The sequence below is a fragment of the Rhodococcus tukisamuensis NBRC 100609 genome (genome assembly GCF_001894985.1).
GTDB classification, from domain to species: domain Bacteria; phylum Actinomycetota; class Actinomycetes; order Mycobacteriales; family Mycobacteriaceae; genus Rhodococcus_G; species Rhodococcus_G tukisamuensis.
In genome coordinates this window covers 86,535-110,440 of record NZ_BCXG01000005.1, presented here as the reverse complement: position 1 = coordinate 110,440, position 23,906 = coordinate 86,535, and the positions used below count along the sequence as shown (strand labels likewise).

The window sequence follows — 23,906 nt, the reverse complement described above, 5'->3', positions numbered from 1 at the left end:
TGAGCATGGACCGTTCGGCGGACACCACGGCAGCAATGCTCGGCTCGGCACGCACGTTCGGGGCGCACCGGCGCCGTCATCGGTACCTGCGAGCGGCCGCTCTCGCGGCGGCGGTGGCGCTGGCGATCGGGGCCTGTTCATCAAACTCCGACGAGGGGTCCGGCGCCGCCGGTTCCTCGACGGCCGGCTCCGGCACGAGCGCCGCGGCGTCGGTGACAGGGCTGTTGCCGATTGGAAACGCGGAACTGCAGTCGATCGTCGAGTCGACGGCCAAGGAGCTCATGCTCCCCGGGGTGGTGGTGCTGCTGCGCACCCCGAGCGGCGACCAGACCGTCACCTACGGCACCACCGAACGCGGCGGCGGCGCGCCCGTCACCCTCGACGACCACGTCCGCGTCGGCTCGAACACCAAGACCTGGACCGGAACGGTGATCCTGCAGCAGGTGCAGGAGGGCAAGATTGCGCTCACCGACCCGGTCTCGAAGTACCGGCCGGACGTCCCGGGCGGTGACGGCATCACGATCGAGCAGCTGCTGAACATGCGCAGCGGGCTGTTCAACTACAGCGAGACGCTGGAGCTGAACGAGGCCCTCGACCAGGACCCGCAGAGGACCTGGACCCCGGACCAGTTGCTGGCGTTGGCATTCACCCATCCGCCGTACTTCCCGCCGGGCCAGGGCTACCACTACTCGAACACCAACTTCGTGCTGCTCGGGCTGATCGCCGAGCAGCTCGACGGCAAGCCGCTCCAGGAGGTGTTCCAGGACCGCCTGTTCGGCCCGCTCGGCCTGAAGAACACGGTCTTCCCCGACTCGAACGCGCTCCCCACGCCGTACTCACGCGGGTACATGTACGGGACCAACGTGCAGACCATGACCGATCCCGCCCTCCCCGCGGAGATGCAGGCGGAGGCGAAGGCCGGCACCCTCGCGCCCAACGACGTCACGGACGGGAACCCGTCCTGGGCCTGGTCGGCCGGCTCGGGCATCGCCACCGCGAACGACCTGGCGACCTGGGTGGAGGCCCTGGCCGACGGCAAGGCGCTCGACGCCGAGATGCAGGCCGTGCGGATGGCCAGCTTCCAGCCGACCGACCCGACCAAGCCGGGCGGACCGGAGTACGGACTGGCCATGGCGAAGATGGGTCCGCTGTACGGGCACACGGGAGAGCTGCCCGGCTACAACTCGTTCATGGGCAGCGACCCCGAAAGTGGGGTGACGCTGGTTGTCTGGGCAAACCTCGCCCCCGCCGCGAACGGTCAGGACCCGGCCAGCGGCATCGCGAAGACGATCGTCGACGCGATGTTCCCGCCGGCCGCCGCGCCCGCGTCGATACCCGCGCCCGCGCCCACCAGCTGATTGCGCCGACCGCTGATCGTGTGGGCTCAGTCCTTCGGCGTCAGGCGCAGCGAGATGCTGTTGATGCAGTAGCGCTGGTCGGTCGGCGTCGGGTACCCCTCGCCCTCGAAGACGTGGCCGAGGTGGCTGTGGCAGTTCGCGCACAGCACCTCGACGCGGCGCATGCCGAGCGAGACGTCCTCACGCAGGACCACCGCGTCGGAGTCCGCCGGGTCGAAGAACGACGGCCAGCCGCAGTGCGACGGAAACTTCTCGGCGGAGGTGAACAGCAGGGCGTCGCAGGCCCGGCAGTGGTACTCGCCGGCGGTGGTGGTGTCGGTGTACTCGCCGACGTTCGGGCGTTCGGTGCCGGCCTGACGCAGCACCGCGAACTCCTCCGGGGTGAGGCGCTCGCGCCACTGTTCCTCGGTGACCTGGAGGGCGTCGGCGAGCGGGGCGCGGGGGGCGGGGTCGGCTGCGGAACTCATGTCCCCACGCTAACCCGTGCCCCCGCACGCGGCGACCCTCAGCCGACGGCGACCTTCTCGGGCTCCGGCGTCAGGTAGGCGGGGTCGATGCCGTCGGCAAGGCGGCCCTCCCGCTTCGCGGTCAGGTACCGGGCGACGAGGACGCCGCAGATCACCAGCAGCAGCAGGCTCCAGCCGAGGGTGGTCTTCATGTACTCGGCGGCGCGGCCGGCGGCGGGGAAGCGCCCCGAGAGCCAACTGTCGTAGGACATGAACCCGTACACCGCCAGCCAGGCCGGCCAGTTCCGCATCACGGAGTTCCGCAGCACCACGCTCATCAGCAGCGGGAACAGCATCATCGAGTAGTACATCTGGCCCAGCGAGCCGAGCAGGAACGAGCCCGCCATCAGCACCCCGGTCGCGGTGGTGAAGAAGAACAGCCGGTCCTCGCGGTAGTAGCGGTAGAGCAGCCACAGCGAGACCGCCACGACGACCGCGAACAGCAACCGCAGCAGCAGGATCAGGGCGGGCGGCAGGCCGTAGTAGGCGCCGTTGCCGACGATCGCGCTGTTGAAGTAGTCGCGCGACTCCGCCAGGTACGGCACCGTGTGGCGGATGAACTCCATCGGGTCCGCGGCCAGCGGCCAGGCGACGGCGGTGAGGATCAGCGGAATTCCGACGGCGGTGACGAACACCCGCCACTGCCGCGACACCAGCGGCAGCAGCAACAGCGGCGCCAGGATCGGCTTGACCGCGAGCGTCAGCCCGATGGCCACGCCCGCCCAGGCGTCCTTGCGTCGGAGCAGCAGGTAGAGGAAAGCGACCTCGCCGAGCAGGACGAGCCCGTTGACGTTGGTGAACACCAGAGTGTTGGTGACGGTCTCGCTGGCGAACATGCCCAGCAGCAGGATCGGCGCGGCGACCGAGGTGATCGACAGGTCGAACATCTTGAGCAGCAGCCAGCCGGCGACGATCACGGCGGCCGCGTTGGCGCCGATGAACAGCCAGCGCGAGAGTTCCGGCTCGATGTACGCGATCGGGGAGAGCAGCAGCGTGCCGCTCGGCGCGTACAGGTAGTGCGGGTCCACCGTGTCGAAGTTCGCGATGTAGACCGGTTCGCCGTTGAGGAAGGCGAGCGCGGCCCGGTAGACGGGCGCGAAGTCGTCGGTTCGGAACCCGTTCACGGCCTTGACCAGCACCCGGTGCAGCACGGTCATGATGGCGAGCGGCCACAACGCGAACTTCACGACCTCGGCGGTCGTGCGTCCGGTGCGGGGTTCAAGGCGTTGAAGGAACACCGTGGCACGGTACACCGGCGAGGTGTCCGCTCGGGCGGGACACTCCCAGCTCAGCCGGGGCAGGCGCCGCCGTCCGGCGGCAGGACTCCGTCGTCGACGTACCCGACGACGGCCGCCTGGCCGCACTGCGAGTGCGGGGTCACCGAGTGCCCACTGCCCAGCCACGCTCGCGTCGAGGTGCGCGCCCCCGCGGCGGCCACGGCACCGGTCACCGTGTTGACACCGGCATTTCCGGCCACCGGGTCCGCGGCGCCGGCGAGGGTGAGCACGCCGAGGTCGAGGGTCGCGGGCATCTGCGGCGGTGGGGTCGTCGGCCACGACGCGCACAGCAGCAGCGCGAGGGCGGCGTCGGCGCCGAACACCGGGAACTGCTCGCCCCAGCTACGCCGCAGCTCTCGGGCCCGGCCGGGGGTCGGCCACCCGGTGCCGTCCGAGCAGCGCGCCACGAACTGGCCGTCGGAGTCGGTCGCGGCGATCGCGTCGTCCACGACCCGTTCCAGGCCCGCGGTGTCGCCGGTCCCGGCGGCGGCGAGGATGTCTGCGAACTCCCGGATCCGGGACTGCTGGTCGCCGCGCGGCGACCCGAGGAACTCGCGCAGCGCGGTCAGCAGCGCGTTCGAGGAGACCGGCCCGAGTTCGCCGGCGGCGGCGCGGCGGGTCAGGTCGACGACCGCGGCGTGCGGGTCGGGGCCGAGCGCGCACGCCAGCGCGGCGCACTGGCGGGCGAAGGCGGACAGGGCCGCCTCCCGGCCCGCCAGCACGCCCTGCGTCGCGGTGACGGCGTCGGTGCGCACGGCGCCGGGGGAGTCCAGGACCAGCCGGCCCACGGCGTCGGGGTGCTGGTCGGCGTAGGCCAGCCCGACGTCGGCGCCCGTGCCGGTGGTGAGCAGCGCGAGCCGGTCGACGCCCCACAGCGTGCGTAGCTGCTCGAGGTCGTCGGCGGAGTGGGCGGCGTCGAAGGCCATCTCCTGCGGCTGCAGGAAGTCGGTGCACTCGGTGGTCGCGTCTCGGCCGAGCGCCATCACGACGTCCGCGGAGTCGCCACCGGCGGCGGGCGTGGAGAACTGGCCCAGGTCGACCATCTCACGACGCAGCGCCGGGGTGATGCACTCGATCAGGGTGGACGATCCGATGCCGCGGCGGTCGACGGCCACCACCGGCCGGGACGAGAGCAGCGTCCCGATCGGCCCCGCCGCCAGGGCGGCCAGCGTGCCGGTCGAGGACCGCTCGGCGCCCGAGGTCAGCACCAGCGGGGCGACGTCCGTGGGCGTCTGGGGGAGCCGGGCCCGCATGGCGCCGAGCAGGAAGGTGCCGGGGATGTCCCCGGTCGGGTCGATCGGCGCGGGCAGCTGGGCGCAGTCCAGGACCAGTCCGACCGGTCCGGCGCCGAGCCCGAGCGTGTCGAGGGTGGTGCGGGTGCAGTCCTCCCAGCTGAGGTCGTGCACGGGTGGCTGCAGCTCCGCGGGGGCGTCGACGGGCTCGGCGGAGGTGGTGGTCGCGTCGACGTGGTGCTCGACCACGGCCACGTCGGGCCGCACGCTCGGTCCGGCCCCGCACGCGCAGCAGAACGCGAGAACCAATGCGAGCAGACCAGTTCGGCGCATGCCCGACAGCCTGCCAGGTCGATCAGCGGGGCCGCTCGCGCACCCATCGGGTCAGCACGGTGCCGTCGTCGTCGCCGAGCAGGTGGGCCCGTCGCATCGGGGTGGCGACCGCCCGCGGCGAGGTCGCGATGCGGCCCGCCGCGCCCGCGACGAGCATCGGGGCGGTGGTCAGGCACAACTCGTCGACGGCGTCGTCGCCGAGCAACTGACCGAACAGTGCCGGCCCGCCCTCGCACAGCACCCGGTGCAGGCCCAGGCCGCCGAGCGTGTCGAGGATCGCCCGACTGGGTACGGCGTCGTCCCCGATCTCGAACACCCGGGCGCCCGCCGCGGCGAGCGCGTCCTTGCGGGCGGCCGGGGCGGCGGCGCAGGTGAGGATCAGCGGCGCAACGACGGTGTCGGTCAGCAGCCGCGAGCCGGGGTCGAGGTTGGCGCCGGCGGTGACCACCGCGATCGGCGGGGTGTCGGACTGCCCGCGGCCGCGGCGCCGGGTCCGGGCGTCGTCGCCGGTGCGGGCCCCGCCGTAGTTCTCCGCGCGGACGGTTCCCGCGCCGACGAGGACCACGTCCGCCAGCTCGCGCAGGATGGTGAACAGGCGCCGGTCCGCGGGTGTGCCCAGCCCGCCGGAGGTGCCGTTCGCGGACACCGCACCGTCGATGCTGGCGACGAAGTTCGACCGGACCCAGGGCGTCTCGAGGTCGGCCGGACCACGGTACAGGTCGCGGAGCGCGTCGTCGTCGAGCGGTGTGAAGTAGGTCCCATTATCGAGGTGGTGCATAGGAGAGATAACAGCACGTCGATACGCTTGCCGCATGCCCGAACGTCTTGTTGATCGCAGTCCGGTGGTCCTCGCCGACCAGTTGATCGCGCAAATGGTCCCGCCTGCGATGTTCAATGACGTGAGCTTCGGCTCCTACATTCCCGATCCCGACGAGCCGAGCCAGGCCGCCGCGGTCCGCAAGGCCGAGGAGTTCGCCGGCAAGGTCGCGAAGATCCGCGCCGGCGGCCGTCGCGGACTGTTCGGCAAGAAGGCCCAGGCCAGCGGCGCCGGCCTGTACCTCGACGGCGGCTTCGGTGTCGGCAAGACCCACCTGCTGGCGTCGATCTTCCACAGTGTGCCCAGCCCCAAGGCGTTCGGCACGTTCGTCGAGCTCACTCACGTGGTCGGCGCGCTCGGCTTCAACAACGCCGTCGAGCAGCTGTCCGGTCACAGCGTGCTGTGTATCGACGAGTTCGAGCTCGACGATCCGGGCGACACCATGCTCGTCTCGCGTCTGCTCACCGAGCTGTCGGCGCGCGGCGTGTCCATCGTGGCGACGTCCAACACCCTGCCCGGCCAGCTCGGCGAGGGCCGCTTCGCCGCGCAGGACTTCCTGCGCGAGATCAAGAAGCTCGGGTCGATCTTCGAGACCATCCGCGTCGACGGCCCCGACTACCGGCACCGCGACCTGCCGCCCGCACCGGAGCCCATCTCGGAGGAGTCGCTCGTCGAGCGGGCCGAGGAGATCCCCGGTGCCACCCTGGACAACTTCGACGAGCTGTGCGCGCACCTGAGCACGCTGCATCCGTCGCGCTACAACAAGCTGATCGCGGACGTGCCCGCGGTGTTCGTCAGCGGCGTGCATGCCGCCACCGACCAGTCGGTGGCCCTGCGCCTGGTGGTCCTCGCGGACCGGCTGTACGACGCCAACATCCCGGTCACGGTGTCCGGCGCCAAGCTCGACGAGATCTTCACCCCCGAGATGCTGGCCGGCGGCTACCGCAAGAAATACCTGCGCGCCACCTCCCGGCTGCTCGCGCTCTCGCGTTTCGAGGTCGCGGCCTAGTCCGTCCGCTACACACACGAGCGCTCCGGCACCAGAATCGAAGTTCTGGTGCCGGAGCTGTCTTGTTGCCGGGGTGCCCTTCCAGGGACGGCGTCGTCAGTCGTCCAGGCGGAGCTGCATCACGAAGTCCTCGTGCAGCTGGTCGCCGACCCGGAACCGCTTGGTGCCGACCCGCTCGAAACCGGACTTCGCGTAGAACCGCTGGGCGCGCAGGTTCTCCTGGTTGACGCCCAGCCACACCCCGGCCGCACCCCCGGTCCGGGCATGGTCGAGGGCGGTCGCCATCAGCCGGTGCGAGACGTTGCCGCCATGCCGGTTCGGCAGCACGTACAGCTTGCTGATCTCGACGGTCGGCAGCACGGACACCACTGCGCGGACGTCGTCGTCCTCGGGCAGGCCGTCCACCAGCATCGCGTACCCGGCCAGGCCGTCCGCGTCGACGGCCTTGAGCACGGTCCGCTCCGGCGACTCGACGTACTCGGCGAACCGCCGCGCGGACAGCACGTCGGTGAGGAAGGCCTCGATGTCGGCCTCGGTGACACCGGGCGGGCAGGCGAGCGGAAAGGTCGCGGCGGCAACCGATGCCAGGCCGGGAGCGTCCGCGGCGGTCGCCCGGGTGACGGTGAGACTCACAGCCGGTCCACCGCCTGTTTGGCTTCCTGCAGGCTCATCCCGGTGGTGTCCCGCAGGATGGCGATCGCCTTGGCGGACTTGCCCTCGTCCTTGAGGGTGCGCAGGGCGGGCTCGAGGTCCGACCACTTGCCGGTGCGAGTGCCGGGTGTCGGGGGAAGGGCGTCGGGTCCGGCGGTGGGGATCCACTCGCCGCGGACGATGGCGTCGATCGCCGCCTTGGCGTCGGAGAGCCCGAGCCCGGTGCGTTCCTGCAGGACTCGGATGGCGTGCATCCGCTTGTGATCGGCGACCAGACGTTCGATCCGGTCGCGGGTCTCGTTGTCGAGTCCCGCGACCCACGTGGAGGGTGTGCGGGCGCCGCTGCGCGGCCTGCGCCGGCCGACCAACCATGCGGTCAGCACCGCGATGTCCACGAGTATCAGTACGGCAATCAGCCATCCCCAGTTTGGCATGGCCCTAGTCAACCACTACCGGGGAACGACTAGCCGACGCGGTCGGGCTGGCTCGGCTCCGTCGTCGCGCGGTTCGGGTGGAAGGCCGGCGCCAGGAAGATCAGCGCGACGGCGAACACCAGCGGAACCGCGAAACCGACTCGCAGATCCGTCATGGCCGCGATGCCTCCGACGACGCCGCCGCCGATGATCGTGCCCGCGTAGTTGAACAGGTTCAGGCGCGCGATGACCGCGTCCGTCTGCTCCGGCGGTGCCAGCCTGCCGGCGGCGCTGAAACACAGCGGCGCGATGACGGGGGCGCCGAGTCCGACGACGAGGAATCCGACGATGGCGACGGCCGGGCTGTGCGCGAACACCACGACGACCAGGCCGAGGGCGGCGATGGTGGCGCCCACCCGCACGACGGCGATCTCGCCGTGGCGACGCACCCAGTGGTCGCCGGTGAACCGGGAGATCAGTCCCGCGCCCTGGTAGGCGGCGACGGCCAGGGCCGCGGTGCTCGAACTCGAGAGCAGCAGGTCCTTGAGGTAGAGCGCCGACCAGTTCCCGACGCTGAAGTCGATGGCGAAGAACAGGGCCATCGCGGTGCCGAGCGCGAGGAACGGCCGCCACGGGATGACCAGCGGCGTGCTGCTCGCCTCGAGCTCCGCCTCGGCCTCGGATCCGGTGACGAGCAGTCGGGGTCCGAGGGCGGCGGTCGCGCCGGCGACGACGAGGCTGGCCAGCGCGATCGACACCAGCAGGCTGACGTCGAGTGCCTCGCACAGCGAGACGAACAGGGCGCCGGTGATCGCGCCGACGCTCCAGACGGCGTGGAAGGACGAGAGGATCGAGCGGCCGTAGCACCGCTGGATGGCGACCGCCTGCATGTTGGTGGCCGCGTCGACCATGCCGAGGCCGATCCCGTACACCGCGAACCCGACGAAGAACGGGACGGTGCCGGGCGAGAGCGCGATGCCCAGCCCGGCCGCGGCGATCACGGCGAGTCCGGCGCGCAGGGTGGTCTTGCTGCTGGTGCGGGTCGCGACGTACTCGGCGAGCACGCTGCCGCCGCCCGCGATCACCGAGGCCATCACCACGACCAGGGCGATGGTGGTGTCGTCGAAGCCGTACTTGTCCTTGAACTGCGGGAGCTGGGTGAGCAGGACCGCCAGGAAGAAGCCCTGCAGGCCGAACCCCACCGAGGCGGACACGCGGGCCGTGCGCTGGGTGGGTGTGGGCGGCGTCGAGTCACGGTCGGGCGTGGGAAGCGTCATGTGCGAGGGGTGCTTTCGACGGGGCCCGTTCGGGCGGTGTGTAGACGAATTGAAACACCGGGCTGGACGCCTGTCCAACAATTGGGCACACTCGGCGGATGATTGCTTCCGGTACGAATCCGTCTTTCCCACATGACTTCCTGTGGGGCGTGGCCGCGGCCGCGTTCCAGATCGAGGGCGCAGTCGACGCCGACGGCCGGGGCCGTTCGATCTGGGACGAGTTCTGCGAGCGCCCGGGCGCCGTGGTCCGCGGCGAGACCGGCACTGTGGCCATCGACCACTACAACCGTTACCGCGAGGACGTCGCGCTGATGCGTGAGCTCGGGGTGGACTCGTACCGGCTGTCGGTGTCGTGGCCGCGGGTGCAGCCGACCGGCAGCGGCGCCGTCAACGAGGCCGGCCTGGACTTCTACGACCGGGTCGTCGACGAGCTCTGCGCGGCCGGCATCAAGCCCGCCGTCACGCTGTTCCACTGGGACCTCCCGCAGGTGCTGCAGGACGCCGGGGGCTGGCTCAGCCGAGACACCGCCCAGCGTCTCGCCGAGTACGCCGACATCGTAGGCCGCCGGCTCGGGGACCGGGTCCACATGTGGATGCCGCTCAACGAACCGGTGGTGCACACCCTCTACGGGCACGCGCTCGGGGTGCACGCACCCGGGCTGGAGCTGGGGTTCGGTGCGCTGCAGGCCGCGCACCACCAGCTGCTCGGGCACGGCCTGTCGGTGCAGGCGCTGCGCGCGGCGGGGTGCACGAACATCGGCATCGCGTCGAACCACGCGCCCGTACACGCGGCCAGCGACTCCGAGGCGGACGTCGAGGCCGCCGACATCTACGACCACATCGTCAACTGGACCTTCGCGGACCCGGTGCTGCGCGGCAGCTACCCGGCCGAGGAGCTGGCGGCGATCCTGCAGGGGCCGGTCGAGGAGGACCTGAAGATCATCTCGCAGCCCCTGGACTGGTTCGGGATCAACTACTACGAACCGACGGTGATCGCGGCGCCGACGTCGGACGCGGGTTCCACCGGTGTGCTCGAGGTGGACCTGCCGCCGGGCATGCCGTTCCAGCCGGTCGCCCTCGAGGGCTACGAGCGCACCGACTTCGGCTGGCCGATCGTGCCCGCGGGCCTGCGCGAGATCGTCGGGATCTTCGCCGACCGCTACGGCGACGCGCTGCCGCCGGTCTACATCACCGAGAGCGGAGCCTCGTTCCACGACGCCGCGCCGGACGCGGACGGGCGGGTCCGGGACGAGAACCGGATCGACTACCACCGCGAGCACCTGGTCGCGCTGCGCGGGGCGATCGACGACGGCGTCGACGTGCGGGGCTACTTCGTGTGGTCGATTCTCGACAACTTCGAGTGGGCGGCCGGCTACCAGGAACGCTTCGGGCTGGTGCACGTCGACTACGAGACCCTTGCGCGGACGCCGAAGGACTCGTACTACTGGTATCGGGACCTGATCGCGGCGCAGCGCTGAGTTTCGCCCGCGAGGAGTCGAAAGGTGCGGGCATGAGGACTCGACGAGGTGGACCCGGCCGGGTGGCGTCGGCGGTGCTGACGGTGTCGGTGCTGCCGATGCTGCTGACTCCCGCGATCGCGGCGGCCGGGGACCACCCGCCGGGCACCGTCGCCGTCATCCAGGCGGCGGCCGGGTCCTACCTCGCCGGGGTGACGAGGAACGGTGACCGCACGGTGACCGCCGAGGTGTACTCGGCGTCGATGGGTCGCACGATCCCGATCGAGGTCATCCTGCCGGCGGACACCAGCGCCCCGCGGCCCACGCTGTACCTGCTCAACGGTGCAGGCGGCGGTGAGGACACCGCGACCTGGCAGGACCGGACCGACGTGTTGTCCTTCTTCCAGGACAAGAACGTGAACGTCGTCACGCCGCTCGAGGGTGCCTTCAGCTACTACACCGACTGGGAGAAGGACGACCCGGTACTGGGCCGCAACAAGTGGCAGACCTTCCTGACCAAGGAGCTGCCGCCGATCGTCGACGCCGAGTTCGGCACCGACGGCGTCAATTCGATTGCCGCCATCTCGATGACCGCCACCTCCGTGCTCAACCTGGCCATCGCGGCACCCGGCCTGTACCGGAGTGTGGGCGCCTACAGCGGGTGCGCCGAGACCAGCACCCCGGAGGGGCAGGCCTTCATCGAGCTCGTCGTGGAGGGACGAGGCGGGGGAGACGTCACCAACATGTGGGGGCCGCTCGACGGTCCGGGCTGGGTCGCCAACGACCCCGTGGTCAACGCCGAGAAGCTGAGGGGCACACAGCTGTACGTGTCCTCGGGGTCGGGCCTGCCCGGGCCCCACGAGACCCTCGACGCCCCGGGGGTCAACGGGAGCCCGGCGACGCTCGCCAACCAGGTGATCGTCGGCGGCATCATCGAGTCGGCTGTGAACATGTGCACCCACAACCTCGCGAACCGGTTGGCGGAGTTGAAGATCCCGGCGACGTTCGACTTCAGGCCGGTGGGCACCCACTCGTGGGGCTACTGGCAGGACGACCTGCACAACTCCTGGCCGATGCTCGCCAGCTCGATGGGCATGCAGCCGTAGTCGCCGACAGGTCGGCGGCCGCCGGGAAGGTCAGTGCCGATCGCCGGTGCCGCGCCGACGTAGCGGTCGCCGTCGACCTGGGCGGCGGTGAAGGCCGCGATGTCCGCGCGGGTGACCTTCCAGCCGATCCTGTCGGTGCCGAAGAAGCCGACCTTCCGCACGCCCGCCGCCGGACCGTCGGCGGGGGCGGGGGCGATGAACCGCACCACGGTCGCGTCGAGCCCGGATTCGGTGACCGCCTTCGACATTCCGAGCATCTCCCGGTAGGCGCGGGGCAGGAACGTGCGGGCCATCGCGCCGATCACCACGCGTACCTGCTCGCCCCACCGCTCGGGCACCTTGGCGGGGTTGCGGGCGTAGGCGGTGACGGTGTGCCCCGGCTCGAGCAGTTGTCGACGACCAGTCGGCCGATCGCGCCGGTGGCGCCGAACACGGTGACGTTCACGTTGTTTCGCTATCGTTTGCGCCGCAGGTGGGTGGCGGCCGCCAGCACCATCACGACCGCCAGACCGGTGGCGGCGACGGGCGAGGACGCCCCCGAATCATGGCGTCGGCCGGTGGGTTTCATGCTTCAGGCCTTCGCGGCAGAGGTTGCCGCGCCCCTGCCTCGCGCGCCCGAATCCGGGGCGATGGACCGGGCGACGGTCCGCGCCGGGGCCGGCGTCACCCGCTGACGAGTTCGGGATTCTGGTCCCAGTCGTAGACGACGCGGGTGCGCAGCGCGATGTCCTGCAGGGACCGGCGTTGCGGGTCCACGGCCACCCATGCCAGCCCGATCCCGAAGAACACGCACATTGCGGCTCGGGCGGCGGCAACGGTCCAGCGCAGCTTGCGATTTCGGACGGTGACCACCCGCAGGCCCATCGCGATGGCGCCGACCGTCCGTCCGGTCGTCGCCCAGCAGACTGTCAGGTACAGCACCGACAGCATCAGGGAGGTGCTCACGGACAGCAGTGCGTGCGGCTCGGGGAAGGTGAAGTTCTGCGGCGAGAACAGCAACCGGACGAAGGTCAGGCCCAGGTAGGTGGCGCCGACCATCGTGAGCACCACCCCCAGGTCGATGGCGGCACACAGGACCCGGGTGACGATGCCGGCCGTCCGTTGTTCCGGAACGCGCGGGTGGGGGTGCGGGTGGGGGTGCGGCCCGGTCACCGCACACCCGGTTCGGATTCGCCGTGTCCGGCGTCGTCGTCGCCCCGCGGCGCGGCATCCGGGCCGGGGTCCCGGCCGAAGAGTCGGCCGACGAACCCCGCGACGGCGTCGTCGGCCTGCATGCCCTGGCTCCGGACGCCGCGGACCGCCTCGGAGGACAGCGATCCGGTGGACTCACGGATGATGTCGGGCAGGTCCACGCCCTCGATGATGTTGTTGGCCAGCGAGATCAGGTCCACGCGGGCGATCACCGCGTCGATGTCGAGCCGGCGGGCGATCTCGTCGAGGTCGATGCGGTCGACCTGCCGACCGAGGTCGACAGTGTCGACCACGGCGTCGAGGTCGAGGCGTCGGACGATCGCGTCCAGGTCGATCCGTCCGGCGATCGCGTCGACGTCGATGCCCTGCGCGATCAGGTCGAGGTCCACGTACTCCCGGACGATCCGCGTCAGGTCCACCTCGAGCAGGGCGGCGGCCACCACCTCGCGCACGACGACGCGCAGCGTGGCGCGGGCCAGTTCGGCGGTCGCCCGGACCGCCTGTTCGCCCCGGGCGAGGGTGCTCTCGGTGACGGCGTCGACCCGGGCACCGACGAGGGGCACCGCCCGGACGGCGCCCCGGGCGGCGCGGCCGACGGTGCCGGCGGCGTCGAGGGTTCGGGCCGCGACGCCGAAGGTCAGCAACAGGAGGGGCGGTGGTTCGGCACCAGGTGCAGTGGACATGGGACCCTCCTCGTCGGACGCTCTTGTCTACCAGTCTGGGCCTGTCGTGGGCATGCGATACCTGCCGTGGGGCGCAGAATTTTCCGCGGAGTGGGAATTGGGGAACCATGTGTCCCGGAGAAACAGGAAAGGGCCCCCGCGGACGGGGACCCTGACTGTGTTCGTGGTGCGCGATACTGGGATTGAACCAGTGACCTCTTCCGTGTCAGGGAAGCGCTCTCCCGCTGAGCTAATCGCGCGGGACCTCAGAAAGCGAGGTGGAGACGGGAATCGAACCCGTGTGCACGGCTTTGCAGGCCGTTGCCTCACCACTCGGCCACTCCACCGTGAGGTCGATTCAACCTCTCGAGCGGACGACGGGATTCGAACCCGCGACCCCAACCTTGGCAAGGTTGTGCGCTACCAGCTGCGCCACGTCCGCATTGCATCTCGGAGGCGGGCTTGGCCTGTCTCCGTGGTGCGAGAGGAACAGTAGCGCACTCTGGGCGCGGTGTGAAATCGCCAGGTCAGCGCGGCGAATCGGATCGTCATTCGAGCTGGCGTGGGGGTGCTCCGTCGCGGCGGGGGGGCCGTGTCGCCGGAAAGGTACATCTTGATCTGTATACAGATTGAGCTGTACTATTGGTCCATGGAGACACTGAAGCACGGTGATGCGCTGTCGCGATTCGGATTCGCGCTGGCGGACCCGACGCGTTCGCGGATCTTGTTGAGCCTGCACGCGGAGCCCGGATACCCCTCGGAGCTGGCGGACAAGATCGGGGTGTCGCGGCAGATCCTCTCCAACCACCTCGCCTGCCTGCGGGGCTGCGGGCTCGTGGTCGCCGTTCCGGAGGGTCGCCGCAGCCGGTACGAGTTGGCCGACCCGCGGATCGGGCGGGCGCTCGAGGACCTGATCGGGCTGGTCCTCGCGGTGGATCCGTCCTGCTGCCCCGACGCGGCCGCCGAGGCGTGCTGCTGATGTCCTCGAACCTCGGACTGCCCGCTGTCGGCCCGGGTGCGGGCGTCGGCCCCATGGTGGATCGCAGGCAGGTTCTCGCTCGTCGGATCCGGCTGTTCGTCGCGGCCACGATCAGCTACAACGTGGTCGAGGCCGCGATTGCGCTGAGTGAAGGTGCCCGGGTCTCGTCCACCGCACTGATCGGCTTCGGTCTCGACTCGGTGATCGAGGTTTCCTCCGCCGCCGCGGTGGCCTGGCAGTTCGCCGGCCGTGATCCGGAGGCGAGGGAGAGGGTGGCGTTGCGCGTCATCGCATTCTCGTTCTTCGCCCTCGCCGCCTATGTCGGCGTCGACGCGGTGCGGTCGCTGTTCGGGTTCGGCGAGGCGCGCCACTCGACCGTGGGGATCGTGCTGGCCGCGGTGAGCCTGGTGATCATGCCGGTCCTGTCGTGGGCTCAGCGCCGCGCCGGTCGCGAACTGGGTTCACTCTCCGCCGTCGCGGATTCGAAGCAGACCCTGCTGTGTACCTACCTGTCGGCGGTGCTGCTCGTCGGCCTCGTGCTCAACAGCGCCTTCGGATGGTCTTGGGCCGATCCCGTCGCCGCCCTCGTGATCGCCGTGATCGCCGTCAAGGAGGGTCGCAGCGCCTGGAGGGGGGACACCTGCTGTCCGACGCCGGTCGATGCGGGGCTAACGCGGGCAGGGGAGCGTGACTGCGACTGCTGCGACTGACGGGGATCGCCGAAACGAACAAAGGCAGGACCCGATGTTCCGGGTCCTGCCTTTGTCTTGGTGCGCGATACTGGGATTGAACCAGTGACCTCTTCCGTGTCAGGGAAGCGCTCTCCCGCTGAGCTAATCGCGCGAGGTGGAGACGGGAATCGAACCCGTGTGCACGGCTTTGCAGGCCGTTGCCTCACCACTCGGCCACTCCACCGCAAGGTTGAGTCCAACCTCTCGAGCGGACGACGGGATTCGAACCCGCGACCCCAACCTTGGCAAGGTTGTGCGCTACCAGCTGCGCCACGTCCGCACTGCACTTCCGGGGCTTGTGTGCTCCGTGGTGCGAGACAAAACATTAGCCCACGGGGTGGGTGGCCACAAATCGCCAGGTCAGAGTGGGTAAATCGAGCCAAATAGGCACTTCGTGCTCGTGCGTGGTTGAGGGTTCAGGGCCCCGTCAACCACGCACGACTCCCTGGGCCTGCCGGCGGGGGAGTGACTGCTGCCAAGGGGGGGCAGTGCCGGCGCGGTCTGGCGGTGACGGCGTCCGAGGTTGGGTGGCAGGGAGGGCGAACGGGAATGAGGGCCGGCGGCAAGGGAGCGGTGAAGTGGGAAGGAGGTAGGGGCCGAAATGAGGCCTGCGTCCGTTGGGACGGGCACTCGTGGGAGCCGTCGTCGCGGTTGCGTCGCTCGACGGTGACTCGGGGGGGTGGGCGCTGCCTCCGACTGCCGGCCGAGTCGACGGTGTCCCCGTGTCTGGGTGATTGGGCGTACCGCCGCCGGCGGTGGCCGTGGGATCTTCGCCGGCGCCGGCCGCCCCAGGGCAGGGCTCCCTCCCCGCAGTAGGGCGTCCCAGGGCGCCCGCCTTCCGTCTTGGCGGGGGAGATATGGCCCTTGGCCTGGGGATTTCCCCCGACGTCGAGGTCGTGTTAATGTTTCTCCTCGTTCGGCCGCGAGAGTTTTTACAGCGCGGTTCGGTCCCGTGGCTCAGTGGAAGAGCGTCCCGTTCACACCGGGAAGGTCGCTGGTTCGATCCCAGCCGGGACCACAACACAAAGGCCCGTTGCGAGATTCTCGCAGCGGGCCTTTTTCGTCGTGGGGCGGGAGCGGAGCCTTCCGCCGGCACTCCGTATGCGTAAGTAATGTGTGAGGGGTGTCGACCACCGAGAACCGATGGATGCAGCAGCGCCGTCGCATAGCAGCCAATGTCGGCCTCAACCTCGCCTACCGGATCGGTGTCGGCGTGGTGGGCGGACTGGTGTTCGTCATCGGTGTCATCACGATTCCGTACCCCGGCCCCGGCTGGTTGATCGTGTTCGCAGGCCTGGGAATTCTCGCCACCGAGTTCGCCTGGGCGCACCGGCTGCTGCACTTCGCGAAGGCACGCTACGACAGGTTCATGGTCTGGTTTGCCGGGCAGTCGGTGGTGGTGAAGGCGGCCGGGGTGCTGCTGACGACCGCGGTCGTCCTGCTCACCCTCTGGTTGTTGGGCACGTTCAGCCTGGTCGGCGGATGGTTCGGGTTCGATCACCCGCTGCTGCACAGTCCGGTGCTCGGATGAGCGGCCCGACGATCGACCCGGAAGTGGCCGATGCCTATGCCCGCACCGCAGCGGCCCTGCCACCGGTGCGCGGGCTGGTCAACGCACCCGCGAACGCGCTCGAGTTGCGCGGCGAGAAGTTGGTGGACCCGACCTGGCTCGCGTCCCGGGTGTCGCAGACCGCTCGGATCTGGCGGTGCGACGAGGCACGGGTGCCGGCCACGCTGTGGTGGTACTCCGCGAGCTCGGCGCTGTTGGCGGTCCCGGCCGCGATGCTGCTATCGACCGGTTTGGCGCCGGACCCGACGCCCGAACGGTTGACGTTCACCCTGCGCCCCGACGGATCCGTCGCCACCGTGCGCTCGGCGGGCATCCTTCGCGGGCCCGAGGAGTTCGCGGACCGGCTCCGGGCGGCGATGGCGCGCATCATCGGCTGGCTGGCTGCGGTCGCCAAGATGAACGAGCGGTCGCTGTGGGCCATCGCCACCGACGCGATCGCCAACCGAGCGCTCGACGCCGCCACCGCGCTCGGCGGGCCGTCGATCGGCAGTGCGCTCGCAGTCCGCATCGCGGAGCGGATCGGCGCGCCCCTTCTGACGCCGCGGTTCGTCGACGTCGTTGCCGGGGAGCAGACGTTCGCCGACCCGGGGGTGGAACCGCCACCCGGTGCGCGGAGGTTTGTTCGCCGCAACTCCTGTTGCCTGCTCTACCGCTCCCCGGCGGTCGCGGCGGCGGGCGATCCCGAGGCCGCCGAGCGAGCCAAGTGCGTCAGCTGTCCCAGTCAGCTTCCTGCGTTGCGGCTCGCACGACTTGGCGCGCTGGTCGGGTGACGGGCAGATTCGAATCCGGTGCCGATAGCATGAGGGCTCACCGAGCAGCCGTCGCCGACGGCGGCTAACACATCGAGGAGCACATCGCCGTGACCACGCCTGCATCAGTAGTCCCAGCCGCCCACGTCCGGGTGCCTGCGGGGACTACCGCCGGTACGGCGGTTCGTGAGGCGGGTCTGTCCGGCAAGGGGCCCGACGCGATCGTCGTCGTCCGTGACGCCGAGGGCCAGCTCAAGGACCTGTCGTGGATTCCCGACACCGACACCGAGGTCGAGGCCGTCGCGGCCGACACGGATGACGGCCGCATGGTGATCCGGCACTCGTGCGCGCACGTGCTGGCGCAGGCAGTGCAGGCCGAGTTCCCCGCCGCGAAGCTCGGCATCGGGCCGCCGATCAAGGACGGCTTCTACTACGACTTCCGGGTCGCGGATCCCTTCACCCCCGAGGACCTCACCCGCCTCGAGAAGCGGATGAAGCAGATCATCAAGGGCTCGCAGCGTTTTTCGCGTCGCGTGGTCGACTCGATCGAGGACGCCCGCGTCGAACTGGCAAACGAGCCGTTCAAGCTCGAGCTGATCGACGACAAGTCCGGCATCGACGACCCCGAGGTGATGGAGGTCGGCGGCAACGAGCTGACCATCTACGACAACCTCGACCCGCGCACCGGTGAGAAGGTCTGGAGCGACCTTTGCCGCGGCCCGCACATCCCTACCACCAAGCACATTCCCGCGTTCAAGCTCACCCGGAGCTCCGCCGCGTACTGGCGCGGCGACCAGTCGCGTGAGGACCTGCAGCGCGTCTACGGCACCGCCTGGGAGTCCTCGGAGGCGCTCGACACGCACATGGAGCTGTTGGCCGAGGCGGAGCGCCGCGACCACCGCAAGCTGGGCGCGGAGCTGGACCTGTTCAGTTTCCCCGACGAGCTGGGCTCGGGCCTGCCGGTGTTCCACCCCAAGGGCGGCATCATCCGGCAGGAGATGGAGAACTACTCCCGCCAGCGTCACGTGCAGGAGGGCTACGAGTTCGTCTACTCCCCGCACATCACCAAGGGCCACCTCTACGAGGTCTCCGGCCACCTGGACTGGTACCGCGACGGCATGTTCCCGGCGATGCACATCGACGAGGAACTCAACGAGGACGGCACGGTGCGCAAGCCCGGCCAGGAGTACTACCTCAAGCCGATGAACTGCCCGATGCACAACCTGGTGTTCCGCTCGCGTGGACGCTCGTACCGCGAACTTCCGTTGCGGCTCTTCGAGTTCGGATCGGTGTACCGCTACGAGAAGTCCGGCGTCGTGCACGGCCTGACCCGGGTGCGCGGCATGACCCAGGACGACGCGCACATCTACTGCACCCGCGAGCAGATGCGTGACGAGCTGACGACCACCCTGAACTTCGTGCTCGGGCTGCTCAAGGACTACGGACTCGACGACTTCTACCTCGAGCTGTCCACCAAGAACCCGGACAAGTTCGTCGGCGACGACGCCACCTGGGAAGAGGCCACCAACACCCTCGCCGAGGTGGCCGAGGCGTCGGGCCTGAACCTGGTGCCGGACCCGGGTGGAGCCGCGTTCTACGGACCGAAGATCTCCGTGCAGGTGCAGGACGCTCTCGGCCGCACCTGGCAGATGTCGACGATCCAGCTGGACTTCAACCTGCCGGAGCGGTTCGAGCTCGAGTACACCGGCACCGACGGTGCCAAGCACCGCCCGGTGATGATCCACCGCGCGTTGTTCGGCTCGATCGAACGGTTCTTCGGCGTGCTCACCGAGCACTACGCGGGCGCGTTCCCGGGCTGGTTGGCGCCCGTACAGGTGGTCGGCATCCCGGTCGCGGAGGCGTTCGAGAAGCACCTGTTCGGCGTCGTCGACAAGCTCAAGGCCGCCGGGGTCCGGGCCGAGGTGGACGTCAGTGACGACCGGATGCAGAAGAAGATCCGCAACCACACCACCCAGAAGGTGCCGTTCATGCTGCTCGCCGGCGAGCGGGACGTCGAGGCCGGCGCGGTGAGCTTCCGGTTCCGGGACGGTACCCAGGTCAACGGCATCCCGGTCGACACCGCGGTCGAGGCCATCAGCGGCTGGATTGCCCGGCGGGACAACGCCTCACCGACGGCGGAGCTGCTCGGCGGTCTGGCGTGAGCGACGACTCGGCAGTGCCGCCGGAGACCTCGCTGACCGACACCGGGCCGGGCGATCCGGACCGGCTGCAGCGTCTTTGGTCCCCGCACCGGATGTCGTACATCGCGGAGGCGCCCAAGACCTCGACGCCCGACGAGGGTCCGTTCACGTTCATCCCGAAGATGAGCGACGAGGAGGGGCTGATCGTCGCGCGCGGCGAGCACGTGTACGCGGTGCTGAACCTGTACCCGTACAACCCCGGTCACATGATGGTGGTCCCGTACCGCCGGGTGGCTGCGCTCGAGGACCTCACCGAGGGCGAGTCAACGGAGCTGATGGCCTTCACCCAGCAGGCGATCCGCGTCATCAAGAAGGTCTCCCGGCCCGACGGTTTCAACGTGGGCCTCAATCTCGGTGCGGCGGCGGGTGGTTCGCTCTCCGAGCACCTGCACCAGCACATCGTGCCGCGGTGGGGCGGGGACGCGAACTTCATCACCGTCGTCGGCGGTGCCAAGGTGATGCCGCAGTTGCTGCGTGAGACGCGGGCGCTGCTGTCCGCAGCCTGGAACGACGGGGGCCGGTAGGTGCTCAGCATCCTCGGGCGCGCGTCGGTGTCGAAGGTGACGGCGCCGCTCGGGCGGGCGTTGATCGGGACCGGTCTCACGCCCGATGTCGTGACCGTCTTCGGCACGGTCGCGACCGTGGCCGGCGCGTTGACGCTGTTCCCGTCGGGGCACCTGTTCTGGGGCACGATCCTCATCTGGTTCTTCGTCATGTTCGACCTGCTCGACGGCGCGATGGCCCGGGCCCGTGGCGGTGGCACCCGCTACGGGGCCGTGCTCGACGCCACCTGCGACCGCATCGCCGACGGCGCGATCTTCGCCGGCCTGGCCTGGTGGGCGGTGTACCACGAGAACAGCAAGTCGCTGCTGGTGGCGACCCTGATCTGCCTGGTCACCTCGCAGGTCATCTCGTACGCCAAGGCGCGGGCGGAGGCCAGCGGGCTCTCCGCCGACGGCGGGCTGATCGAGCGCCCGGACCGGCTGGTCATCGTGCTGACCGGCGCGGGCCTGACCGGCATCGCCGGTCACTTCGGCATCGGCTGGCTGGAGTGGGCGGTGTACGTCGCCATGTGGCTGCTCGCCGCGGCCAGCATCGTGACGGTGTTCCAGCGTGTGCTCGCGGTCCGGAACTCGGCGGGCGCGCGAGAGTTGTTGCCGGTCAAGGAGACGCCGCAGGGCGTGGAGGGTGGAGAGACACAGCGGTGACGTGGAGCGAACGGGCGACCGATCTGGGATATGCGGCCGGCTGGCGGCTCGTGCGTGCCCTGCCCGAGCGGGTCGCGACAGGCCTGTTCGACCTCGGCGCGGACCTTGCCGCCCGGCGGGGTGGAGGCCCGGACCAGTTGCGCCGCAACCTCGCCCGGGTGCTCGGTGTGCCGCCGGCGCAGGTGCCCGACGAGTTGATCCGCGCGTCGCTGCGGTCCTACGCGCGGTACTGGCGGGAGGCCTTCCGGCTGCCGTCGATGGACCAGGCGGAACTGGGGCGTCGCCTCGATTCCCAGGTGCACGGCCAGGAGCACCTGGACGCGGCATTGGCCGCGGGCAAGGGCGCGGTGGTGGCGTTGCCGCACAGCGGAAACTGGGACATGGCCGGGGTCTGGTGCGTGCAGCACTGCGGCGGGCTGTCCACGGTCGCCGAACGGCTCCGGCCGGAGTCGCTCTACCAGCGGTTCGTCGATTTCCGCGAGGGCCTCGGATTCGAGATCTTCCCGCTCAGCGGCGGCGAGACCCCGCCGTTCGGGCAGTTGGCCGCCCGGCTGCGAGAGAACAAGGTGGTGTGCCTGCTCGGAGAGCGAGACCTCGCCAGCCGCGGTGTGCCCGTGACCTTCTTCGGTGAGCCGACGCGGATGCCGGCGGGCCCGGCGAAGCTGGCGATCGAGACCGGCGCGGTACTGCTGCCGGTGCACTGCTACTTCGTCGGCGACGCCTGGGGTTTCCAGATCGACCCGCCGATCGACACCTCGGCCGGCCTGGCGGCGTCCACGCAGGCGCTGGCCGACCGGTTCGCGGCGAACATCGCCGCGCATCCCGAGGACTGGCACATGCTGCAGCCGTTGTGGCGCGCCGACCTGTCGGCGGCCCGCGTGGCGCGGATGGAGTCCTAGATGAAGATCGGCATGGTCTGCCCGTACTCGTTCGACGTGCCGGGCGGAGTGCAGGCGCACGTCGTCGAGCTCGCGCAGGTGCTGATCGAGCGCGGTCACAAGGTGAGCGTGCTCGCGCCGGCCGCGGAGAGCACCGAGCTGCCGGACTTCGTGGTCTCGGCCGGTCGCGCGGTCGCGATCCCGTACAACGGGTCGGTGGCACGGCTGAGCTTCGGACCGGTCGCGTACGGCCGGGTGCGTCGCTGGATCAGCGAGAACGACTTCGACGTGCTGCACATCCACGAGCCCAACGCCCCGAGCCTGTCGATGCTGGCGATGAAGATCGCGCAGGGGCCGATCGTCGCGACCTTTCACACCTCCACCACGAAGTCGTTGGTGCTCAGCACCTTTCAGGGTGTCCTGCAGCCGTACCTGGAGAAGATCTCCGGCCGGATTGCGGTCTCCGAACTGGCGCGGCGCTGGCAGGTGGAGTCCCTCGGGTCGGACGCGGTGGAGATTCCCAACGGCGTCGACGTGCCCGCGTTCGCGAACGCCCGGCCCATCGACGGGTACCCGCGCGCCGGCGGCACCGTGCTGTTCCTCGGCCGCTACGACGAGCCGCGAAAGGGCATGGACACCCTGATCGGGGCGTTGCCGACGCTGGCCGAGCGGCACCCCGACCTCGAGGTACTGGTGGTCGGGCGCGGCGACGAGGACCGGCTCCGGAAGGAGGCCGGTCGCTACGCGAAGCATCTGCGCCTGCTCGGTCAGGTCACCGACGCCGAGAAGGCGTCCGCGATGCGCAGCGCCGACGTGTACTGCGCGCCGAACCTGGGCGGGGAGAGCTTCGGCATCGTGCTGGTCGAGGCGCTGGCCGCGGGCACCGCGGTGGTGGCCAGCGAACTCGACGCGTTCCGTCGCGTGCTCCGTGACGGTGCCGCGGGCCTGCTGGTGCCGATCGGCGACGCGGCCGCGCTGGCCGATGCGCTCGACACCGTGCTCAGCGACCCGGACCGCCGCCGCGCCCTCGTCACGGCCGGCACCGAGGTGGTCGCCGAGTACGACTGGCCGGTCGTCGCGGAACAGATCCTGCGGGTCTACGAGACCGTGACCGTCGGGGCGCAGGGTGTGCGGGTGGAGACCCGATGATGACCTTCTCCGCGACCACCATCCTGGTCCTCGCGCTGATCGCCGCCGTGGTCGTCGCCGTCGGAGTGTGGGCGTACGCCACGGCGAACCGCCTCGACCGGCTGCACGTGCGCTCGGACCTGTCCTGGCAGGCGCTGGACTCCGCGCTGGCCCGGCGGTCCGTGGTCGCACGCGCGGTGGCCGCGGCGCTCGTACCCACCGGGTACTCGTTCGGTGGTCCGGTGCCGGGGGCGTCCGACGGGCGGACCCTGGCGGCCCTGGCGGTGAAGGCCGAGCAGGCCGACCGCGGACACCGCGAGACCGCGGAGAACGCGTTGTCCGCGGCGCTGGGCGCGGTGCCCACCGAGGCGCTGCCGCCCCAACTGGTGGCGGAGCTGGCCGACGCGGAGGCACGGGTGCTGATCGCGCGCCGTTTCCACAACGACGCCGTCCGCGACACCCTGGCGCTGCGGACCCGCCGACCGGTGCGCTGGCTGCACCTGGGCGGCACCGCGCCGCTGCCGAGCTACTTCGAGATCGCCGAACGCACCACGGCCGCCGCGACGGGCGGGCTGAGCGTCGACGAGATGCGTACCTCCGCCCGGATCGTGGTGCTCGACGAGAAGGGCCGGGCGCTGCTGCTGCGCGGTCACGACCCGCAGTCGCCGGACGTGCACTTCTGGTTCACCATCGGCGGGGGCGTCGAGGCGGGGGAAAGCCTGCGCGAGACCGCCGTCCGGGAGATCTCCGAGGAGACCGGTCTCGCCGTGGACCAGGCGGCGCTGCGCGGGCCGATGTGGCGCCGGGTCGCGGTGTTCCCGTACGACGGCGAGTTGATCCGGTCGGAGGAATTGTTCTTCGCGCTGCAGACCGCCTCGTTCACGCCGCAGCGCAACGGTTTCACCGAGCTCGAGCGGCGCGCCATCACCGGTCATCGGTGGTGCACGGCCGCGGAGATGCGGGCGATCGCGGCGTCCGGCGAGGTGGTCTACCCGGAGGAGCTGCCGGACCTGCTCGGCGAGGCCAGAGTGGTGGTCGGGCGGGCTGTCGAGCCCGAGGTCCGTTCGATTCGCTGACCGGCCGACCGGCTGACAGGCGCGTCGTCCTAGAATTGGGGCACGCCCGGGCACGGTCCCGCTGGGTCACAGGCCCGGCGGATCGTGGCGCGAGTGT

Annotated in this window: 25 protein-coding genes and 7 tRNA genes; 16 read left to right on the top strand and 16 right to left on the bottom strand. The window is 70.3% G+C overall.

From position 1 onward, the window contains the following. Window positions 1–5: 5 nt before the first annotated feature. Window positions 6–1,358, top strand: coding sequence for a serine hydrolase domain-containing protein (locus RT2_RS07465; RefSeq protein WP_245709164.1), 1,353 nt, complete (start codon window positions 6–8; stop codon window positions 1,356–1,358). A gap of 26 nt (window positions 1,359–1,384) precedes the next feature. Here RT2_RS07465 and msrB read toward each other — a convergent pair whose 3' ends face one another. The 4 genes from msrB to RT2_RS07445 are packed head-to-tail and all read right to left on the bottom strand — an operon-like array spanning window position 1,385 to window position 5,484. Next, window positions 1,385–1,825, bottom strand: a complete 441-nt coding sequence (gene msrB, locus RT2_RS07460) for a peptide-methionine (R)-S-oxide reductase MsrB (RefSeq protein WP_072843929.1) — start codon at window positions 1,823–1,825, stop codon at window positions 1,385–1,387. Window positions 1,826–1,863: 38 nt separating this feature from the next. Next, window positions 1,864–3,117, bottom strand: coding sequence for a glycosyltransferase family 87 protein (locus RT2_RS07455; protein ID WP_072843928.1), 1,254 nt, complete (start codon window positions 3,115–3,117; stop codon window positions 1,864–1,866). A 35-nt stretch (window positions 3,118–3,152) separates the two neighbouring features. Beyond that, window positions 3,153–4,706: an alpha/beta hydrolase gene (locus RT2_RS07450; protein WP_072843927.1), complete on the bottom strand. Its 1,554-nt coding sequence runs from the start codon at window positions 4,704–4,706 to the stop codon at window positions 3,153–3,155. A gap of 22 nt (window positions 4,707–4,728) precedes the next feature. After that, window positions 4,729–5,484 carry a pyrimidine reductase family protein gene (locus tag RT2_RS07445; protein WP_072843926.1) on the bottom strand — a complete coding sequence of 252 codons (756 nt, stop codon included), beginning with the start codon at window positions 5,482–5,484 and terminating at the stop codon, window positions 4,729–4,731. Window positions 5,485–5,518: 34 nt separating this feature from the next. On the opposite strand from RT2_RS07445, the gene zapE reads away from it, so the two are divergent. Further along, window positions 5,519–6,532 (top strand): cell division protein ZapE, encoded by a 1,014-nt coding sequence (gene zapE / locus RT2_RS07440; protein WP_072843925.1) that lies wholly within the window; start codon window positions 5,519–5,521, stop codon window positions 6,530–6,532. 96 nt (window positions 6,533–6,628) lie between these two features. Here the strand turns inward: zapE and RT2_RS26315 are convergent, their stop codons facing one another. Genes RT2_RS26315 through RT2_RS07425 form a run of 3 tightly spaced genes read right to left on the bottom strand, consistent with a single transcriptional unit; the run spans window position 6,629 to window position 8,873 of the window. After that, complete coding sequence (locus tag RT2_RS26315; RefSeq protein ID WP_072843923.1) at window positions 6,629–7,165, bottom strand: GNAT family N-acetyltransferase; 537 nt, start codon at window positions 7,163–7,165, stop codon at window positions 6,629–6,631. Further along, a complete protein-coding gene (locus RT2_RS26310) occupies window positions 7,162–7,617 on the bottom strand; it encodes a hypothetical protein (protein WP_072843921.1) in 456 nt (151 codons plus the stop codon). Before RT2_RS26310 ends, RT2_RS26315 begins: the two co-directional genes overlap by 4 nt. 29 nt (window positions 7,618–7,646) lie before the next feature. Continuing rightward, window positions 7,647–8,873, bottom strand: a complete 1,227-nt coding sequence (locus tag RT2_RS07425; protein ID WP_072843919.1) for an MFS transporter — start codon at window positions 8,871–8,873, stop codon at window positions 7,647–7,649. Between the two features lie 98 nt (window positions 8,874–8,971). On the opposite strand from RT2_RS07425, the gene RT2_RS07420 reads away from it, so the two are divergent. Next, window positions 8,972–10,351 carry a GH1 family beta-glucosidase gene (locus RT2_RS07420; RefSeq protein ID WP_072843917.1) on the top strand — a complete coding sequence of 460 codons (1,380 nt, stop codon included), beginning with the start codon at window positions 8,972–8,974 and terminating at the stop codon, window positions 10,349–10,351. Window positions 10,352–10,383: 32 nt separating this feature from the next. Next, window positions 10,384–11,436, top strand: coding sequence for an alpha/beta hydrolase (locus RT2_RS07415; RefSeq protein ID WP_072843915.1), 1,053 nt, complete (start codon window positions 10,384–10,386; stop codon window positions 11,434–11,436). On the opposite strand, the gene RT2_RS07410 is transcribed toward RT2_RS07415, so the two are convergent. Continuing rightward, on the bottom strand, window positions 11,370–11,774 hold the full coding sequence (locus RT2_RS07410) for an NAD(P)-dependent oxidoreductase (RefSeq protein ID WP_072843913.1): 405 nt from the start codon (window positions 11,772–11,774) through the stop codon (window positions 11,370–11,372). The two genes, RT2_RS07415 and RT2_RS07410, sit on opposite strands and share 67 nt — an antisense overlap. A 33-nt stretch (window positions 11,775–11,807) precedes the next feature. Here RT2_RS07410 and RT2_RS26195 point away from each other — a divergent pair, with 33 nt between their 5' ends. After that, entirely contained in the window at window positions 11,808–12,110 is a 303-nt protein-coding gene (locus RT2_RS26195) for a hypothetical protein (RefSeq protein WP_072843911.1), read from the top strand. Here the strand turns inward: RT2_RS26195 and RT2_RS07400 are convergent. The 5 genes from RT2_RS07400 to RT2_RS07380 form a co-directional block, all read right to left on the bottom strand. Then, the gene (locus tag RT2_RS07400; protein WP_072843910.1) at window positions 12,100–12,588 is read right to left on the bottom strand and encodes an RDD family protein; all 489 of its coding nucleotides are present in this window, start codon (window positions 12,586–12,588) and stop codon (window positions 12,100–12,102) included. The two genes, RT2_RS26195 and RT2_RS07400, sit on opposite strands and share 11 nt — an antisense overlap. Next, window positions 12,585–13,310, bottom strand: a complete 726-nt coding sequence (locus RT2_RS07395) for a hypothetical protein (RefSeq protein ID WP_072843908.1) — start codon at window positions 13,308–13,310, stop codon at window positions 12,585–12,587. The genes RT2_RS07400 and RT2_RS07395 overlap by 4 nt, the downstream gene beginning before the upstream one ends. A 164-nt stretch (window positions 13,311–13,474) precedes the next feature. Continuing rightward, window positions 13,475–13,549: transfer RNA gene (locus RT2_RS07390), tRNA-Val, on the bottom strand. A gap of 16 nt (window positions 13,550–13,565) precedes the next feature. Continuing rightward, window positions 13,566–13,636: transfer RNA gene (locus RT2_RS07385), tRNA-Cys, on the bottom strand. A 22-nt stretch (window positions 13,637–13,658) separates the two neighbouring features. Continuing rightward, window positions 13,659–13,731 (bottom strand) — tRNA-Gly (locus RT2_RS07380). 207 nt (window positions 13,732–13,938) lie between these two features. Here RT2_RS07380 and RT2_RS07375 point away from each other — a divergent pair. Both RT2_RS07375 and RT2_RS07370 read left to right on the top strand, forming a co-directional pair. Further along, window positions 13,939–14,268, top strand: a complete 330-nt coding sequence (locus RT2_RS07375; RefSeq protein WP_072843906.1) for an ArsR/SmtB family transcription factor — start codon at window positions 13,939–13,941, stop codon at window positions 14,266–14,268. Further along, a complete protein-coding gene (locus RT2_RS07370) occupies window positions 14,268–14,978 on the top strand; it encodes a cation diffusion facilitator family transporter (RefSeq protein WP_083577197.1) in 711 nt (236 codons plus the stop codon). The genes RT2_RS07375 and RT2_RS07370 overlap by 1 nt, the downstream gene beginning before the upstream one ends. Window positions 14,979–15,036: 58 nt before the next feature. Here RT2_RS07370 and RT2_RS07365 read toward each other — a convergent pair. The 3 genes from RT2_RS07365 to RT2_RS07355 form a co-directional block, all read right to left on the bottom strand. Next, a tRNA-Val gene (locus tag RT2_RS07365) sits at window positions 15,037–15,111 on the bottom strand. 1 nt (window position 15,112) lies between these two features. Continuing rightward, window positions 15,113–15,183 (bottom strand) — tRNA-Cys (locus tag RT2_RS07360). 23 nt (window positions 15,184–15,206) lie between these two features. After that, window positions 15,207–15,279, bottom strand: a tRNA-Gly gene (locus tag RT2_RS07355). A 666-nt stretch (window positions 15,280–15,945) separates the two neighbouring features. Here RT2_RS07355 and RT2_RS07350 point away from each other — a divergent pair. The 9 genes from RT2_RS07350 (at window position 15,946) to RT2_RS07310 (ending at window position 23,809) form a co-directional block, all read left to right on the top strand. Further along, a tRNA-Val gene (locus RT2_RS07350) sits at window positions 15,946–16,017 on the top strand. A gap of 129 nt (window positions 16,018–16,146) precedes the next feature. Continuing rightward, a complete protein-coding gene (locus RT2_RS07345) occupies window positions 16,147–16,530 on the top strand; it encodes a TIGR02611 family protein (RefSeq protein WP_072844227.1) in 384 nt (127 codons plus the stop codon). Continuing rightward, the gene (locus tag RT2_RS07340; protein ID WP_092775869.1) at window positions 16,527–17,339 is read left to right on the top strand and encodes a hypothetical protein; all 813 of its coding nucleotides are present in this window, start codon (window positions 16,527–16,529) and stop codon (window positions 17,337–17,339) included. Before RT2_RS07345 ends, RT2_RS07340 begins: the two co-directional genes overlap by 4 nt. Window positions 17,340–17,428: 89 nt before the next feature. After that, on the top strand, window positions 17,429–19,480 hold the full coding sequence (thrS, locus tag RT2_RS07335; protein ID WP_072843904.1) for a threonine--tRNA ligase: 2,052 nt from the start codon (window positions 17,429–17,431) through the stop codon (window positions 19,478–19,480). Continuing rightward, window positions 19,477–20,043: an ATP adenylyltransferase gene (locus tag RT2_RS07330; RefSeq protein ID WP_072843902.1), complete on the top strand. Its 567-nt coding sequence runs from the start codon at window positions 19,477–19,479 to the stop codon at window positions 20,041–20,043. Before thrS ends, RT2_RS07330 begins: the two co-directional genes overlap by 4 nt. Continuing rightward, entirely contained in the window at window positions 20,044–20,727 is a 684-nt protein-coding gene (pgsA, locus tag RT2_RS07325; protein WP_072843900.1) for a phosphatidylinositol phosphate synthase, read from the top strand. Beyond that, the gene (locus tag RT2_RS07320) at window positions 20,724–21,626 is read left to right on the top strand and encodes a phosphatidylinositol mannoside acyltransferase (RefSeq protein ID WP_072843899.1); all 903 of its coding nucleotides are present in this window, start codon (window positions 20,724–20,726) and stop codon (window positions 21,624–21,626) included. The genes pgsA and RT2_RS07320 overlap by 4 nt, the downstream gene beginning before the upstream one ends. Beyond that, a complete protein-coding gene (locus RT2_RS07315) occupies window positions 21,627–22,754 on the top strand; it encodes a glycosyltransferase family 4 protein (RefSeq protein WP_072843897.1) in 1,128 nt (375 codons plus the stop codon). Then, window positions 22,754–23,809, top strand: a complete 1,056-nt coding sequence (locus tag RT2_RS07310) for an NUDIX hydrolase (protein ID WP_072843895.1) — start codon at window positions 22,754–22,756, stop codon at window positions 23,807–23,809. Before RT2_RS07315 ends, RT2_RS07310 begins: the two co-directional genes overlap by 1 nt. Window positions 23,810–23,906: the final 97 nt, after the last annotated feature.